The organism is Streptomyces sp. LS1784 (genome assembly GCF_020103755.1).
In the GTDB taxonomy this organism is placed as follows: Bacteria; Actinomycetota; Actinomycetes; order Streptomycetales; family Streptomycetaceae; genus Kitasatospora.
In genome coordinates this window covers 1-14,794 of sequence record NZ_JAHSQD010000170.1, presented here as the reverse complement: position 1 = coordinate 14,794, position 14,794 = coordinate 1, and the positions used below count along the sequence as shown (strand labels likewise).

General features: G+C 74.4%; 11 protein-coding genes and 2 pseudogenes. 8 read left to right on the top strand and 5 right to left on the bottom strand.

The annotated features are described in order from the left end of the window. From KS423_RS20450 to KS423_RS20440, 3 genes and pseudogenes are all read right to left on the bottom strand, one after another. Window positions 1–214: pseudogene (locus KS423_RS20450) on the bottom strand (hypothetical protein); the annotation flags it as partial. A gap of 128 nt (window positions 215–342) precedes the next feature. Next, on the bottom strand, window positions 343–1,749 hold the full coding sequence (locus tag KS423_RS20445) for an erythromycin esterase family protein (protein WP_224281004.1): 1,407 nt from the start codon (window positions 1,747–1,749) through the stop codon (window positions 343–345). Window positions 1,750–2,479: 730 nt separating this feature from the next. Next, window positions 2,480–3,076: pseudogene (locus KS423_RS20440) on the bottom strand (amidohydrolase family protein); the annotation flags it as partial. A 370-nt stretch (window positions 3,077–3,446) separates the two neighbouring features. Between KS423_RS20440 and KS423_RS20435 the strand changes: the two are divergent. The 7 genes from KS423_RS20435 (at window position 3,447) to KS423_RS20405 (ending at window position 12,869) form a co-directional block, all read left to right on the top strand. Further along, window positions 3,447–4,682 carry a glycosyltransferase gene (locus KS423_RS20435; RefSeq protein ID WP_224281003.1) on the top strand — a complete coding sequence of 412 codons (1,236 nt, stop codon included), beginning with the start codon at window positions 3,447–3,449 and terminating at the stop codon, window positions 4,680–4,682. 239 nt (window positions 4,683–4,921) lie between these two features. Further along, entirely contained in the window at window positions 4,922–5,632 is a 711-nt protein-coding gene (locus KS423_RS20430; RefSeq protein ID WP_224281002.1) for a DUF6461 domain-containing protein, read from the top strand. Between the two features lie 569 nt (window positions 5,633–6,201). Then, complete coding sequence (locus KS423_RS20425; RefSeq protein WP_263455058.1) at window positions 6,202–7,770, top strand: alpha/beta hydrolase; 1,569 nt, start codon at window positions 6,202–6,204, stop codon at window positions 7,768–7,770. 204 nt (window positions 7,771–7,974) lie between these two features. After that, window positions 7,975–8,529, top strand: a complete 555-nt coding sequence (locus tag KS423_RS20420; protein ID WP_224281006.1) for a DsbA family protein — start codon at window positions 7,975–7,977, stop codon at window positions 8,527–8,529. A gap of 267 nt (window positions 8,530–8,796) precedes the next feature. After that, complete coding sequence (ftsH, locus tag KS423_RS20415; protein WP_224281001.1) at window positions 8,797–10,935, top strand: ATP-dependent zinc metalloprotease FtsH; 2,139 nt, start codon at window positions 8,797–8,799, stop codon at window positions 10,933–10,935. Between the two features lie 66 nt (window positions 10,936–11,001). Further along, window positions 11,002–11,841: an ammonia-dependent NAD(+) synthetase gene (gene nadE / locus KS423_RS20410; RefSeq protein ID WP_224281000.1), complete on the top strand. Its 840-nt coding sequence runs from the start codon at window positions 11,002–11,004 to the stop codon at window positions 11,839–11,841. Further along, on the top strand, window positions 11,838–12,869 hold the full coding sequence (locus tag KS423_RS20405; protein ID WP_224280999.1) for an ADP-ribosylglycohydrolase family protein: 1,032 nt from the start codon (window positions 11,838–11,840) through the stop codon (window positions 12,867–12,869). The genes nadE and KS423_RS20405 overlap by 4 nt, the downstream gene beginning before the upstream one ends. On the opposite strand, the gene KS423_RS20400 is transcribed toward KS423_RS20405, so the two are convergent. Then, complete coding sequence (locus KS423_RS20400) at window positions 12,781–13,143, bottom strand: hypothetical protein (protein ID WP_224280998.1); 363 nt, start codon at window positions 13,141–13,143, stop codon at window positions 12,781–12,783. The genes KS423_RS20405 and KS423_RS20400 overlap by 89 nt on opposite strands. A gap of 202 nt (window positions 13,144–13,345) precedes the next feature. Between KS423_RS20400 and KS423_RS20395 the strand changes: the two genes are divergently transcribed. After that, complete coding sequence (locus tag KS423_RS20395; RefSeq protein WP_263455057.1) at window positions 13,346–14,113, top strand: SDR family NAD(P)-dependent oxidoreductase; 768 nt, start codon at window positions 13,346–13,348, stop codon at window positions 14,111–14,113. Window positions 14,114–14,153: 40 nt separating this feature from the next. On the opposite strand, the gene KS423_RS20390 is transcribed toward KS423_RS20395, so the two are convergent. Beyond that, window positions 14,154–14,794 (bottom strand): hypothetical protein (locus KS423_RS20390; protein ID WP_224280997.1); only part of this gene is annotated, 641 nt, incomplete at its 5' end.

Genomic DNA, 14,794 nt, shown 5'->3' with positions numbered 1-14,794 from the left:
CGGCGGCCGCGCGCTCGTCGGCGTCCGGCTTGCGGAGCGGGACGGGGCCGGGGGCGATCCACGGCGACCGCTCCGCCTCCACAGCGAAGAGGTACGAGCGCGCGGCCGCCACCGCGCCGAGGTCCGCGGGCTCGGAGACGGACGTCAGGTCCGAGCGGGGCAGGCCCTCGCGGACCGCGGGCGCGTAGTCCTCGACGAGCAGCGGGCCGAGCATGCGCTCGCGGTGCGGGAGCAGACCGCCGATCAGGCACGTGCTGGTGCCTCCCCCGTCGGTGGTGCGGTCCGTCCTGCCGCGAACCGCTGCTGACGGAGAGGCGCGCTGGCAGCGACCGCTGACAACGCTCAGAGGCGGCGGGCCGCGCCGGTCCCGTGGAGGTGGATCAGCGCGTCGTAGGCCGGGCCGATCGCCAGCCGCGGCAGCGGGTCGCTGCGGAACTCCGTCCCGGCGTCGTAGGTCGGGCGGGCGGTGTCCAGCCAGGCGCGGCCGGCCGGCGGGGCGGAGCGCAGGTCGACGTAGTAGTCGCCGGGGCGGACCCGGTCGAGGACGTACTCGTTCATGCCGGCGGTTGCCGGGGGAACGGTGACCGTCTTCCAGTCGGGGGCGAACGGCGAGTCCTTGGTGAGGAACGAGCCGCGGCCGAAGGTGAAACCGATGGCGACGTAGCCCGCGCCGAGGGCGTCGCGCAGGTACTCGCCCTGGGTCCTGGGGTAGAGCTCGGGGTCGCTGCTCCGGTACCCGACATGGCCGTTGTGCGCGGACAGCAGCACCTTCCCGCCGGTGCGGCGCTGCCACCAGAGGGTGTTGTCGGTCATCGCCCGGTCGCGGAGGTTCTGCATGGCGGCCACGTCGGCGGTGTCCTCCAGGTTCACGGCGCTGAAGGCGAAGGTCAGCGCGATGCTCCGGGCGTTCTGCACCGCCCACGCGTACGCCTCGCCGTCCTCGCCCCCGGCGGCGGTGACCAGCTCCAGCGTCTGCTGCGCCACGGCGGCGTTCCGCCGCCGTTCGGCGAGCGGCCGCGTGGTGATGTAGCCGATGGCGTCGTCGAACGGTCGCAGGCCGGCGTACAGCTGCTCCAGCCGCGGCAGCGACCCGGGGGCGGCCTCGCGCACGTAGGCGGTCACCCGGTCGAAGAGCTGGTCGCCGATGGCCGGGAAGTCCAGGTCGTCGCCGAGGAAGTGGACCGGGCGCAGCGGGTGCGCACGGTTGTGGTCGCGCATCCAGTCGATCAGGTCGGCGAACTCCTGGCGCTCCCAGGGCGAGGTGCCCATCGTGTCCTTCACCAGCTGCCGGGCGTCGCCGCCGGTGCGGCCCTGGACGTAGTCGTCGATCCGCAGGCCGGAGGACCAACTCGTCTCCAGGGCGAAGGTGGTGAATCCCTTCTCCTCGACGAGGTGGCGCAGCACCCGCTGCTTCATGGTGAAGAACTCGTGCGCGCCGTGCGTGGCCTCGCCGAGCCCCACCACCGTGGCGTCGCCGATCATCGAGCCCAGCGGCCGCAGGTCGGTGGTCCGACCCGTGGGTTCGGTGGACCTCAACGGATGGGCGAGAGCGCTCAGTTCGCTGACTACGGTGGAGGTCTGACGGTCCGTCCGGCCCGACCGGTTCGCGCTCTCCGGCTGGTCGGGGTTTCCCGGCTGGTCCGCGCGGGCCGCAGGGGCGAGCAGGGTGGTGGTCACGGCGGCCGCGGTGGCGGTCAGCAGGGCGCGTCGGTCGATGCGCGTGCCGCGCTCCTTGCTGCGTGCGGTCATGTCGGGTTGCTCCTCGGTTCGTCGAACCGCCGATTCCTCGAAGCGTCGATTCGACGATTCGGAAAGCCGGTTCGATGGGTGCGATCGGTTCGCCGACGAAGGCCGGCCGAAGAATCGTCGATCACCGAGGTGCGGCGACGCGCTGGGGAGAGCCACCGGATCCAGCAGGGGGACAACCCCCGGGCGGTCCCGCGCTCCCGGCCGGTGGGCCGGAGCGCGGAACCACCGTACGGAAAACGGAAACGGAACACAACGGAATGCAGGGGCCGGGCGGTTCAGGACGAACGGGCGAACCGCTGGTAGCAGGCGACGCCGTACGGGGACGGCGTGCCGGCGTTTCTGCACGCCGGCCCGCCCCGGCGGCCGTTCGGCTGACTGCCGAGACCGGGCTCGTCGAAGGGGGAGCCGGGGGAGGAACCGGTGTGGCCCGGGGTCTGTCCCCCGGCCGCCAGGAACGTCCAGCAGGTCTGGTTCGGCGCCCCTGGCCGGTTCGGGGTGGGGTTCGCGAACGCGGCGGACGCGCCACCCGGGCAGAGGAGTCCGGTGAGCAGCCCGGTGGCTGCGGTGCGGGCAATCGTGCCTCCTCGGTCGGGCACGTGCGCGGGCCCGGGCGGCCCCGCGTCCCCCCGTCCAGGGGTACGTGGTGGGGCGGCCCGGCGTTCGGACCGTGCGTCGGGGTCGTGCCATCGGGCCGGTGGAGTGACCCGGTCCGGTGCGGGCCGCGGTCGGTTCAGAGCGAGTCGCAGCGGTGGGTGGGGCGGCCGTCCAGGACGGTCAGCAGGACGGGGAGGTCCGCCAGTTCGGTGGCCGGGGTGGTGAGCGGGTCGGCGGCGAACACGGTGAGGTCCGCGCGGTGGCCGACGGTGATCCTGCCCGCCAGCTGCTCCTCGCCGGCCGCGTGGGCGGCGTTGGCGGTCATCGCCAGCAGCGCCTCCGCGGCGGTGAGCGCCTGGCCGGGGCTGTGCGGGGCCTGGCTCGGGTCGCGGGTGGGACGGCGGTGGCGGGCGCCCGCCATGACGCCCAGCGGCGGGTAGGGGGCGATCGGCCAGTCCGAGCCGAGGACGACGGTGGCGCCCGCGTCCCAGAGGTCCCGGCAGCGCCAGGCACGGTCGGCCCGTTCCTCGCCGAGGCGGCGGGACCAGTTGTCGGTGTGGTCGGCCCGGGTGAAGTCGCAGCAGTGGGTGGGCTGCATGGAGGCGACCACGCCGAGCTCGGCGAATCGCCGGACGAGCGCGTCCGGAACGGTCTCGATGTGCTCGATCCGGTGCCGGACGGGGGACACCCCGTGCGGCGTGCCGTCGCTCGTTGCCTTCTCGATCGAGTCGAGCGGTGGTTTGCCGGAATGAGCTGCCTGCGGCAGAGGACTTGGGGTGGAGGCTACCGGGCCGACGGTTTCTCGTGTGTACGGCCCGGAGTGGCCGTCGGGCCCGCGGCAGGCCGCCCGACGGTAGGGGCGTGCGGAGCGGGCGGGCGTCTGGCGGATCGGCCGGGGCAGACGGGGTTCAGGGCGCGGATCGCTCCGGTGCGGCAGGTTCGGTGTGCGCGGGTGGGACCGGGCGGCCAAGGGAAACGGCAAGGAGAGCCAATCCCCTTGCCACTCTCAAGCTATAGCGTGCCCCGGGGCTTGCGGCAAGCCCCCCGTTGTGTCGCAGAATCCCGGCCGTAAGGCCATGACCTGCGGAAACGGGAGTCGTGAAATGCGCGTGTTGATGACGACGTGGGGATCGCGCGGAGACGTCGAGCCGCTGGCGGGGCTGGCGGCGGCGCTGCGGGGGCTGGGCGCGGAGGTGCGGGTGTGCGCGCCGCCGGACGAGGAGTTCGCGGACCTGCTGGCGCGGGTCGGGGTGCCGCTGGTGCCGCTCGGTCCGTCGGTGCACTCGGTGGTCGCCGGTCCGAAGCCGCCGACGGCCGAGGACGCGTTCCGGCTCGCCCGCGAGCTGGTCGCCGCACGGTTCGAGACGCTGACCGCGGCGGCCGAAGGCTGTGACGTGCTGCTGGCGACCGGTCTGATGCCGGCCGGGGCGCGGGACGTCGCCGAGAAGCTGGGCCTCCCCTACGTGTTGGCCTGCTTCCACATCTTCGGACTGCCCTCGCGGCACTTCCGGCCCGGGCGGCGGCCGGGGACGCCGTCCCCACAGGACGAGACCGACTACCGGAAACTGTGGCAGCAGGACGCCCAGCGAGTGAACGGGCTGTACGGGGACGCGCTCAACAGCCACCGCGCGGCGATCGGCCTGCCGCCGGTGGAGAACGTCCGCGACCACGTCTTCACCGAGCGGCCGTGGCTGGCGGCGGATCCGATGCTGTGCCCGTCGGAGGGCAGGACGGAGCTCGACCTGGTGTCGACCGGGGCGTGGATCCTGCCTGACGACCGCCCGCTCCCCGCTGACCTGGAGGCGTTCCTGGACGCCGGTCAACCGCCCGTGTACGTCGGCTTCGGCAGCATGGCCGCATACGCACCGGAGGGCATCGCGCGAGTGGCCGTCGAAGCGAGCCGGGCGCACGGCCGCCGCGTGCTCCTCGCGCGCGGCTGGGCCGGGCTCGCCCCGATCGACGACCGCGAGGACTGCCACGTCGTCGGCGAGGTGAACCAGCAGGCCCTGTTCCGCAGGGTGGCCGCCGTCGTCCACCACGGCGGTGCGGGCACCACGACGACCGCGGCCGTGGCGGGCGTACCCCAGGTGGTCGTCCCCCGGATCGCGGATCAACCGTACTGGGCCGGCCGGGTGGCCGAGTTGGGCATCGGCGCGGCCCACCTCGACCTCACGCCGACCGTCGACTCGCTCTCTGCCGCGCTCACCACGGCCCTGGCGCCCGAGACCCGTGTCCGGGCGAAGGCTGTGGCCGGCAGCATCCGCACCGACGGGGCGACGGTGGCCGCGAAGCTGCTGTTCGAAGCGGTGGGCCAGGAGGTGCCGACCGTTTCCGGATGAGTCGTGCGGCGTTGGTGTCGGTGTCGGTGTCGGTGTCGGTGCCGGGCGAATGACGGCGCGGGCCGGGTGCGTTCGGCTCCGGATCAGCCTCCTTCCGATTGATCAGGGGTGGTTGTCGGCCCGGCGCGCGGCCGGGTCCGGCACCGATCCGGCGACCGGTCTCCGGCTGTCGGCCGGGTCGGTTAGGGTGCCGACCGGCGCGCCCGGTCACCACAGGCCACGCGCGAGGGGAGGGCGGCATGACCGACGGCACGCACGAGGGAGTGGGGCAGGACGGCGACGGCATCCAGTGGCTCGCGGAGATCGGCGGGCCGGGCGCCGGCGGATCGTCAACGGGCGGCCGCGACACGGACGGTGAGCTCGGTGGTGTCGTCTTCGCCCGGGGGATCACGCCCGAGGAGCTCGCCCGCCGTATGGGCGCCGACCCGGCCGCCGTGACCCGGCCGATCAGCGACACCGAGATCCGGGACCTGGACATCGAGGTCTACCGCCCGGGTGACGACGGCGACGGCGTGATCCGGGTCGGTGCGTGCGCCGGCTGGTCGTTCGCGATCGAGTACGGCGACTCCACCGGCGGTGAGCTGCTCACCGAGATAGCGCGCGACGGCGTCGAGGTGGTGCACTTCCGCGCGATGCCGGAGCAGCGACAGGCACTGCTCGACTACGCCCGGGACGGCGCCGTGCTGTGTGGCTTGGGCCTCGGCGAGGAGCGCTGGCGTTGGGGCCAGGAGCCGGACCTGTTGGTGCCGGACCTGGTCGCCGCCGGCGTTCTGGAGGCCGACGGCGTGACCTCCTGCGACCCCGGGCGGCCGGCCGACGGGGCCGCCCGACGCCGCACCCTCGGCGCCGTCGAGCGGCGCTTCGGACTGAGCCTGCCCCGCGCAGCCCTCGGCGGGCTGCGCCTGCCGGCGTACGCGGTGCGGGGAACCCCGGGCATGGCGCCGCGCTGAGGGGATGCGCCGGCGACACCTGGCGTGCAGGGCGTTGACGCGGGCCCAGGGGGAGACGCAGAAGGCAGCGGACAGGGCGAAGTACAGGAGCGGGAACGGCAGGAACAGGCACGACAGGACAGAGAACGACAGGAACAGGGAGGTCACGGCAGGGCTCCTTCCCGGGCCCACCGGCAGGGCCCCGATGGCGTCATCCTTGCGCGCCGCCAGCCCGTCGCACAGGTGCCGATCGGGAGGTTCCCGGGCCGCGATCGCCGTCGCCACCCTGCCGATCGGCAGGGTGGCGACGGGACACGGCGGTGGAGACGTGCCCCACCGCCACCGTGAGGCCCCGCAACCGGGCCGCGCGGATCGGCCTCTCACCCGATCGGCCGGTGGCAGCCGGTTCGGCGCGCGCCCCCAGCCGAAGGTCGTCGCAGGGCATCGCCGGGCCCCGGACCCTAGGGTCTGTGGTGCGTCGAAGAACCGAGCGCCGGGCGCGCACGCAGTCCTGTCGCGGGCCGGGGCGGCCGGCAGGCCCGAGACCGCGCCCCGAGGTGCCCGGCCGACCCGAGAGGTGGTCCCACCCCATGCACACCGTCGTCCGCGGCGCCGGAGCAATCGGCCTGACCGTCCTGCTGCTCACCGCCGCCACCGGCTGCCAGGGTGACGGCTCCTTCGCCGCCGAGCCCGAGCAGGCCCCCCCGGCCATCGGGACCGCCACCGGACTGGCCGCCCAGCAGCTGGACTGGCACGCCTGCGCCGCCCCCACCAACGCCCAGGGCAACGGCACCGCGCCCGCCGCCGACTGGCAGTGCGCCACCCTCAAGGTCCCGCTGGACCACAGCAAACCGGACGGCACGACGATCGGCCTCGCGCTGATCCGCAGCCGGGCCAAGGACGAGCAGCACCGGATCGGCTCGCTGCTGTTCAACTTCGGCGGCCCCGGCGCCTCGGGTGTGGCCACCCTGCCCGCCCTCGGCGCGACCTACGCCTCCCTCAACTCCCGCTACGACTTGGTGAGTTTCGACCCCCGCGGGGTCGGCGCCAGCGCCGGGGTGACGTGCCTGGACGACCGGGCGATGGACGAGTCCACCGCCGCCGACAGCACTCCCGACACCCCCGGCGCGGTAAAGGCCCTGGACGAGGGCAACGCCCGTTTCGTCGCCGCCTGCGAGCACAACTCCGGTGCGGTGCTGCCGTACGTGGACACCGAGAGCGCCGCGCGGGACATGGACCTCATGCGGCAGGTGCTCGGCGACCGGAAGCTGTCCTACTTCGGCATCAGCTACGGCACCCAGCTCGGCGGCGTCTACGCGCACCTGTTCCCGCAGCACGTCGGCCGGATGGTGCTGGACTCGGTGGTCGACCCGACCAAGGACCCTCAGCAGTCCGCGCTCGGTCAGGCCCAGGGCTTCCAACTCGCCCTCGGCGACTTCATGAAGGCCTGCGCCGCCCAGGCCGGGGCCGCCTGCCCGACCGGCGCGGGCGGCGACGAGGGCACCGCGAAGGTCGTCGCACTGGTGCAGAAGCTGGCGCAGTCGCCGCTCCCCACCAGCCAGGGGCGGCAGCTCACCGAGAACCTGGCGGTCACCGGCATCGCGGGTGCCCTGTACAGCACGGAGACCTGGCCCGCGCTGGCCGCCGGGCTGACCGAGGCGACGGAGCAGGGGACCGGCGACACGCTGCTCCGGCTCGCCGACGCGTTGAACGGGCGCGACGCCCAGGGGCACTACACCAACCTGAACGCCGCGAACCGGGCGATCAGCTGTGTGGACGCCCGGCAGCGCTACTCCGACCAGGACGTGCAACAGCAGCTGCCGCAGTTCCGCGCCGCCTCGCCGGTGTTCGGGCCCTACACCGCCTGGGGCCTGACCGGCTGCACCGGCTGGCCCGTCCCCGGCAAGGCCGCCCGTCCGGAGGTCTCCGCGCCGGGCGCCGCCCCGATCCTGGTGGTCGGCACCACCGGCGACCCGGCCACCCCGGTGGAGGGCGCCCGCGCGATGGCGCAGCAGCTCGGCGCGGGCGTCGGCGTCGCCGTCACCTTGCAGGGCGAGGGGCACGGCGGCTACAACACCGGCAACCCGTGCCTGAAGCAGATCGTGGACGCCTACCTGCTGGACGGCACGGTGCCGGCGAACGGGAAGACGTGCAGTTGAGCGGCCGGCCGGGCGTAGAAGTGGCCCGCAGGGTCGGTCGACGATTGGCCCTGGAGAGTGGGCCACCCGGGGCCTAGCCTCTCCGGTGTGACAAACGATGCGACGAACAGCGCGCCCCACCAGCACCTCGACAACGGCCACCGGGCCGCCACCGACACCACCAAGGTCGACTTCTACTTCGACCCCGTCTGCCCGTTCGCCTGGATAACCTCCCGATGGATCCTGGAGGTCGAGCGGCAGCGCGAACTCGACCTGGACTTCCGGGTGATGAGCCTGTCCGTCCTCAACGAGGGCCGCACCGACCTGCCCGAGCGCTACCAGCGCCTGCTGACCACCGGCTGGGGCCCCGTGCGAGTCTGCACCGCCGCCGCCGAGCAGCACGGCCCGCAGGTGCTGCGCGCGCTGTACACCGAGCTCGGCACCCGGCTGCACGACCAGGACCGGCCCGCCGACGACGCCGTCATCCGCGAGGCGCTGGTGGCGGCGGGCCTGCCGGAGGAGCTGGCCGGGGCGGCGAACGGCACCGAGTACGACGAGGCGCTGCGCAAGAGCCATCACGAGGGCATGGACCCGGTCGGCGAGGAGGTCGGAACACCGACCATCCACGTGGACGGCGTCGCCTTCTTCGGCCCGGTGCTGAGCGCCATCCCGCGCGGTGAGGACGCCGTACGGGTCTTCGACGGTGTGCGGCTGCTGGCCGGGTACCCGAAGTTCTTCGAGCTCAAGCGGACCCGGACGGGCGGCCTCGACTTCTCCTGAGCGGCCGGGGGCGCGAGGACGTGCGGCTCTGACCGGCGGCCGAAGGGGCGGTAGCGGGGAGGGTTGACGGAGCGGTCGAGCGGTGGGGCCGCAGCTGCGGCCGGCCGCCGACCCACGCCGGGCGAGCCGCACCGAGCGGACCGTCGAGCGGTGCAGTTTTGCCCCGGTTGGACCGGTATCGTCCCGTTCGGCCTCCCGTCCGGGCGCGGAGCGTCCGACCATGGAGGGGCGGAGGCTGTTCGGTCCCCCGAGAGGCGGTGGGCGTGGATGATCGCACGAATCCGGCTGCGCGCTGCCCGCCACCCCACGACCCCGCCGGGCCCCGGCGCCGGACCGGGTGCCGGACCGGGGCAGGGCCGGGGCCAACCGCGAGGACCGGGCCAGGGTCCGGGGCCAGGCCCCGGCGGCCCGGCCAAGCCCCCGCCGCCCTCGTGGCGCCGCTGGCTGCTGCCCTTCGCCGTGCTGGCGACGCTGTTCCTGCTGGTGCTCTTCTCCAATCCCGGCAAGCCCGGTACCCGCTACGGCTACACCGACTTCCTGAACCGGGTCAACGCCGGCCAGGTGCAGACCGTGGACGTCAGCGACACCGGCGGGGTGAGCGGCACGCTCAAGGACGGCACCCACTTCACCAGCCAGATCCCCACCGTTCTGGGCACCTCCGAACTCAGCGGCGCGCTCTCCGGCCACCACGTGACCATCACCGGCAGCCGGACCAGCGGCGGCGGCTCGATCTGGTCCACCCTGCTGCTCTTCCTGCCGCTGCTGATCTTCGGCGCGCTCTTCCTCTGGTCCGGCCGGATGGCCGCCCGGTCGCTGGGTGGCGGCCTGAGCGCCATCGGGCGGTCCCGGGCGAAGATCATCGAGGCCGAGCGGCCGGCCACCGGATTCGCCGACGTGGCCGGGTACGAGGGGGTGAAGCAGGAGGTCAGCGAGGTGGTCGACTTCCTGCGCAGTCCGGAGCGGTACGCCGCCGCCGGGGCCAAGGGGCCACGCGGGGTGATCATGGTCGGGCCGCCCGGCACCGGCAAGACCCTGCTCGCCCGGGCGGTCGCCGGCGAGGCCTCGGTGCCCTTCCTCTCGGTGACCGGATCCGGCTTCGTCGAGATGTTCGTCGGCGTCGGCGCCTCCCGGGTCCGTGACCTCTTCGACGAGGCCCGCAAGCGCGCGCCGTCGATCATCTTCATCGACGAGATCGACGCCGTCGGCGGCCGCCGCGCGGGTGGCACCCGGATCGGCGGCAACGACGAGCGCGAGCAGACCCTGAACCAGCTGCTCGCCGAGATGGACGGCTTCGACCAGAGCACCGGCATCGTCGTCATCGCCGCCACCAACCGCCCGGACGCCCTCGACCCCGCCCTGCTACGCCCCGGCCGCTTCGACCGGCAGGTCACCGTCCCGCTGCCCAACCAGGCCGAGCGGGCCGCCATCCTCGCCGTGCACGCCCGCGGCAAGACCCTGGCCCCGGACGTCGACCTCGGACGGCTCGCCCGCGGCACCCCCGGCTTCTCCGGCGCCGACCTCGCCAACCTGGTCAACGAGGCCGCCATCAACGCTGTGCGCGCCGACCGGGCCACCCTCACCGCCGACGACCTCGACGCCGCCCGCGACCGGGTGCTGCTCGGCCGGCGGGAGTCCTCCAACGCGCTGCTGCCCGAGGAGCGGCACGCCGTCGCGGTGCACGAGTCCGGACACGCGCTGGTGGCCGCGCTGTGCGAGCACGCGGACCCGGTCGCCAAGGTGACCATCCTCCCGGCCGGCGTCGCCCTCGGCGCCACCGAACAGCTGCCCGAGGCCGAGCGGCACCTGTACAGCGAGGGCTACCTGACCGACCTGCTCACCGTCCAGCTCGGCGGCCGGGCAGCGGAGCTGGTGGTCTTCCGAGAGGGCTCCACGGGCGCCGCCAACGACCTCGCCAACGCCACCTCGGTCGCCACCCGGATGGTCCGCGAGTTCGGCCTCTCCCCGGAACTCGGCCCGGTCGGCTACTCCAGCGGCACCCCGCACTACCTCGGCGACAACCCCGAGGACCTGCTGCGCCGCCCGTACTCCGAACAGACCCAGCACGCCGTGGACGAGGCGGTGGCCCGCCTGCTGCGCCGGGCCGAACGGCGGTCCGTCGACCTGCTCACCGAGCACCGGCACCACCTGGACGAGCTGGCGGCGCTGCTGGTCGCCCAGGAGACGGTGGACGGCCGGGTGGTGCTCGACATCCTGTCGCACCCGGCGCCGGGCCCTGATCAGCCGGGCCCGGGCCGGCCGGTCCGGCTGACGAAGCCGGAGGCACGGGCGAGGCCGGAGGCGCAGGCGGGACCGGAGAGGCAGGCGGGGCCGGAGGCACAGGGAGGGACGGACGGGACGGGGGCACCGTCGGGACCGGCGGAACCGGGGGAGGACCCCCGCCCGTGAAGGCCGCGACCCCGGTGGTCGTATCCTCGTGACCGCGTCTCGTACCCACCGTCCCGAGGAGTCGGAATGACCGAGCCCCTGCCTGCCGACGTCCAGCGGGAGATCGCCCGTGCCCTCGGGGTCGCGCCCGTGCCCGACCCCGCGAAGGAGGCCGAGCGCCGGGTGGACTTCCTGGCCGAGCAGGTGCGGGCCACCGGCGCGCGCAGCCTGGTGCTGGGCATCAGCGGAGGCGTCGACTCCACCACCGCCGGGCGGCTCTGCCAGCTCGCCGTCGAACGGCTGCGGGCCGAGGGCCACCAGGTGACCTTCACCGCGATGCGGCTGCCGTACGGCGTCCAGGCCGACGAGGCGGACGCCCAGCTCGCGCTCGGCTTCATCCGTGCCGACGAGGTGCTGACCGTCGACGTCAAGCCCGCCACCGACGGCGCGCTCGCCGCCCTGAAGGCCGCCGGCCTGACCTACACCGACCACGGCCACGAGGACTTCGTCGGCGGCAACGTCAAGGCCCGCCAGCGGATGGTGGTCCAGTACGCGGCCGCGGGCGCCAAGGGCGGGCTGGTCGTCGGCACCGACCACGCAGCCGAGGCCGCGGTCGGCTTCTTCACCAAGTTCGGCGACGGCGCGGCCGACGTGATGCCGCTGTCCGGCCTGACCAAGCGCCAGGTGCGGGCGATCGCCGAGGCGCTGGGCGCGCCGGCCGAGCTGGTCAAGAAGACCCCGACCGCCGACCTGGAGAACCTCGCCCCCGGCCGCCCCGACGAGGACGCCCTCGGCGTCAGCTACGACGCCCTGGACGACTTCCTGGAGGGCCTGCCGGTCAGCGAGGACGTCCACCGGACCGTCCTCGGCCACTACCGCCGCACCGAGCACAAGCGCAACCTGCCGGTCACCCCGCCCCTGGCATGACCGGCCCGGACGAGCGCGCCGCCGGAGCCGTCCTCGGATCCGCCGTGGGCGACGCCCTCGGCGCCCCCTACGAGTTCGGTCCGGCCGGCGCCTTCTCCGCCCGCTTCCCGGACACCCCCGGTGACCTGGTGGCGGGCGGCGGCTGGGAGCTGGGCGAGGCCACCGACGACACCCAGATGGCCGTCCTGGTCGCCGAATCCCTGATCGAGCGGGGCGGCCTGGACCTCCCGGACCTCTTCGACCGGTTCCGCCGCTGGGCCGCCGCCGGGCCCCCCGACATCGGCATCCAGACCGAATCGGTCCTCACCAGCGGCCTGCCCTGGGACCTCGCGGCCGCCGTCCACTTCGACACCACGCTGCGCGCCGCCGGCAACGGCGCCCTGATGCGCGCCTCGACCTCCGCCGTCGCCTTCGCCCGCGCCGGGCGGCAGGCCACCATGGACGCGGCCCGGCGCATCGCGGCACTGACCCACGGCGACCGGGCCGCCTGGGAGGGCACGGCGATCTTCCACGAGCTCGTCCGGCTCGCGCTCGACGGTGCCGACCCGCTGGCCGAACTCCCCGCCGTCCTGGCCCATGTAGCCCCCGATCATCGCGAACGCTACGCCACCGTCCTCGCCCCGGACTGGCACCCGGAGCGCGCCACCGAGGCCAACGGCGCGGTCTGGCCCTGCCTGGGCTCGGCGGTCTGGGCGCTGCGCACCACCGACGGCTTCGAGCAGGCGCTGCGCGCCGCGATCGACCTCGGCGGGGACACCGACACGGTCGCCGCCGTCACCGGCGGCCTGGCCGGGGCCCGGTACGGCCTGGCGGCGATCCCGGAGCGCTGGACCGGGCCGCTGCACGTCGAGCTGCCCGGGTTCGGCGGGCGGGTGCTCCGGATGCCCGAACTGCTCGATCTGGCGGCGAGGTTGACGGTCGGTCCGGAACCGGCATGGCCTACCAGGGAACGCGGATCTCCGGCGGGTCGATCAGAAAGTAGACGATCAGGGCCGCCGGTACCAGCAGCTGGCAGAGGAGCGGACTGAGCATCGCGCAGCGCCAGCGGCGCTGCGGGGTCGACCGATCGCCCGCGACGGCCACGCCGAGCAGCACCGTGAACCCGACGGCGCCGAGGAGCCACAGGGTCTGCACCACCGCGGCGTGATGCTCCTCGGGCGTCTGCTCCCCGGCCCACCGCCAGATCCGGGACAGCAGGAAACCGTCGATCGCCACCGTCAGCGCGGCGAACACCGTCCCGGCCTTCAGGTCCGTCGATTCCCTGCCCAGCCCTTTGATCCCCGTCCGCGCCACTGCGCCCATCCCCCGATTCCGGTCCGCCCGTGTGCCTGGTTACGGTACCGGGCGGGGGTTCGGATCCGTAGGGGCGGGAGTTGCGCGGTCGAGGTGTGTGGCCGCCGGGGCGGGAGCGAGGTGCGGTGGTGGTGGTGGTGTTCGGCGGGTGGCCGAGGATGGGTCGTGGCGGCCGGTGTGCGGTCGGCCGACGAGTGAGGGGGATGAAGTGATGACGGTGGATCGGCTCGCGGTGGTGTCCGGCGGCGGTACCGGGATCGGCAGGGCGATCGCGGCGCGGCTGGCCGGGGACGGGCACCGGGTGGTGATCCTGGGCCGCAGGCCGGCGGTGCTGGAGCAGGCCCGGGAGGAGATCGAGCGGGCTGCCGGGCCGGGGCGGGTCGTACCGGTGGCAGCCGATCTGACCGACCCGGCGGCGGTCGAGGCGGCGGCGGCCCGGATCGCCGGACTCGGTCCGGTGGACGTGCTGGTGAACAACGCGGGTGCGATCGTCACCCCGCCCGCCGACGGAAGTCTGGCCGCGCTGGCCGCTGCCTGGCGGCGGGACCTGGACGGCAACCTGCTCACCGCCGTGCTGCTGACCACCGCGCTCCAGGACGGGCTGCGCCGCCCCGGCGGCCGCCTGGTGGTGATCAGTTCGGCGGCGGCCCAGCGCGGTGGCGCGGGCCCGCACTCGGCGGGCTCGTACGCCGCCGCCAAGGCCGCGCTGCACGGCTGGGCGTTCGGCCTGGCGCGGCAGTTGGGGCCGGACGGGATCACGGTGAACGTGCTCGCGCCCGGTTACATCGAGGACACCGAGATCTTCGGGGCCGGCTGGAGCGAGGAGTTCCACGTCCGGAAGGTCGCGGACACCCTGGTCGGCCGGGCGGGCACGCCGGCCGACGTGGCCGGGGCGGTCGCCTACCTCGCCTCTCCGGCCGCCGGGTACCTGACCGGTCAGGTGATCGGGCTCAACGGCGGTGCGGTGCTGGGCCGCTGAGCCGTCGAGAGGGCCCCGCCGAGCCCGGTGGTGCGGTCCGTCAGTCCCCGTCGGCGTCGGCTTCCGGGGTCGGGGCGGAGCCGGTGCGGACGGCGAGCTTGGCCTCGGCGGTCGTCCAGTCGGTGGCGATCGCCTGCTGGGCGGCGGCCAGGGTGACCTGGCCCGTGCAGATCGCGGTGTGCAGGTGGGTCTCCACCGAGTCCTTGGGGTTGTTCGGGCCCTTGCCCGGGACGTGGCCGGGGGAGGGCGGCTGGACCCACAGGTTGCGCGGGTCGTTGGGGTCGCCGCCGAGCTGGAGGCTGATCAGGTGGTCGTACTCGGCGTCGCCCATCGGGCCGGTGTAGCCGTAGGACTTGGCGTTCTCGGCCTTCTCCTTGCCGGTGATGTTCACCGGCGGGCGGATGGTCGAGGTGTAGCCGCCCGGCTTGCAGATGGTGTTCTTGAGGTTGTCCTGGTTGACCGCCGGGCTGATCGCGCCCGGGGTGCAGTCGGGGTCGGGCAGCGGCTGCTTGTCCGCGGTGTAGCGGTAGTGGCAGCTGCCCGGCGCGGGCTGCGGCTGGACGTCGTAACTGCTCTTCGGGCCAGGGCCGGTGACGATCGCGGCGGGCGCGGGCGGGGCAGCTGCGGCGTCGCCCGCGGCCGGGGCGGAGCTGCGCCCGGCCCCCTTGGCGGTGTGGCCGC

Excerpts from the sequence above, each read along its gene's own strand:
- KS423_RS20430 (WP_224281002.1), top strand. The coding sequence starts at position 4,922 with ATGACCGACGGCACGCACGAGGGAGTGGGGCAGGACGGCGACGGCATC.
- KS423_RS20425 (WP_263455058.1), top strand. The coding sequence starts at position 6,202 with ATGCACACCGTCGTCCGCGGCGCCGGAGCAATCGGCCTGACCGTCCTG.
- KS423_RS20445 (WP_224281004.1), bottom strand. The coding sequence starts at position 1,749 with ATGACCGCACGCAGCAAGGAGCGCGGCACGCGCATCGACCGACGCGCC.
- ftsH (WP_224281001.1), top strand. The coding sequence starts at position 8,797 with ATGATCGCACGAATCCGGCTGCGCGCTGCCCGCCACCCCACGACCCCG.
- KS423_RS20405 (WP_224280999.1), top strand. The coding sequence starts at position 11,838 with ATGACCGGCCCGGACGAGCGCGCCGCCGGAGCCGTCCTCGGATCCGCC.
- nadE (WP_224281000.1), top strand. The coding sequence starts at position 11,002 with ATGACCGAGCCCCTGCCTGCCGACGTCCAGCGGGAGATCGCCCGTGCC.
- KS423_RS20395 (WP_263455057.1), top strand. The coding sequence starts at position 13,346 with ATGACGGTGGATCGGCTCGCGGTGGTGTCCGGCGGCGGTACCGGGATC.
- KS423_RS20400 (WP_224280998.1), bottom strand. The coding sequence starts at position 13,143 with ATGGGCGCAGTGGCGCGGACGGGGATCAAAGGGCTGGGCAGGGAATCG.
- KS423_RS20435 (WP_224281003.1), top strand. The coding sequence starts at position 3,447 with ATGCGCGTGTTGATGACGACGTGGGGATCGCGCGGAGACGTCGAGCCG.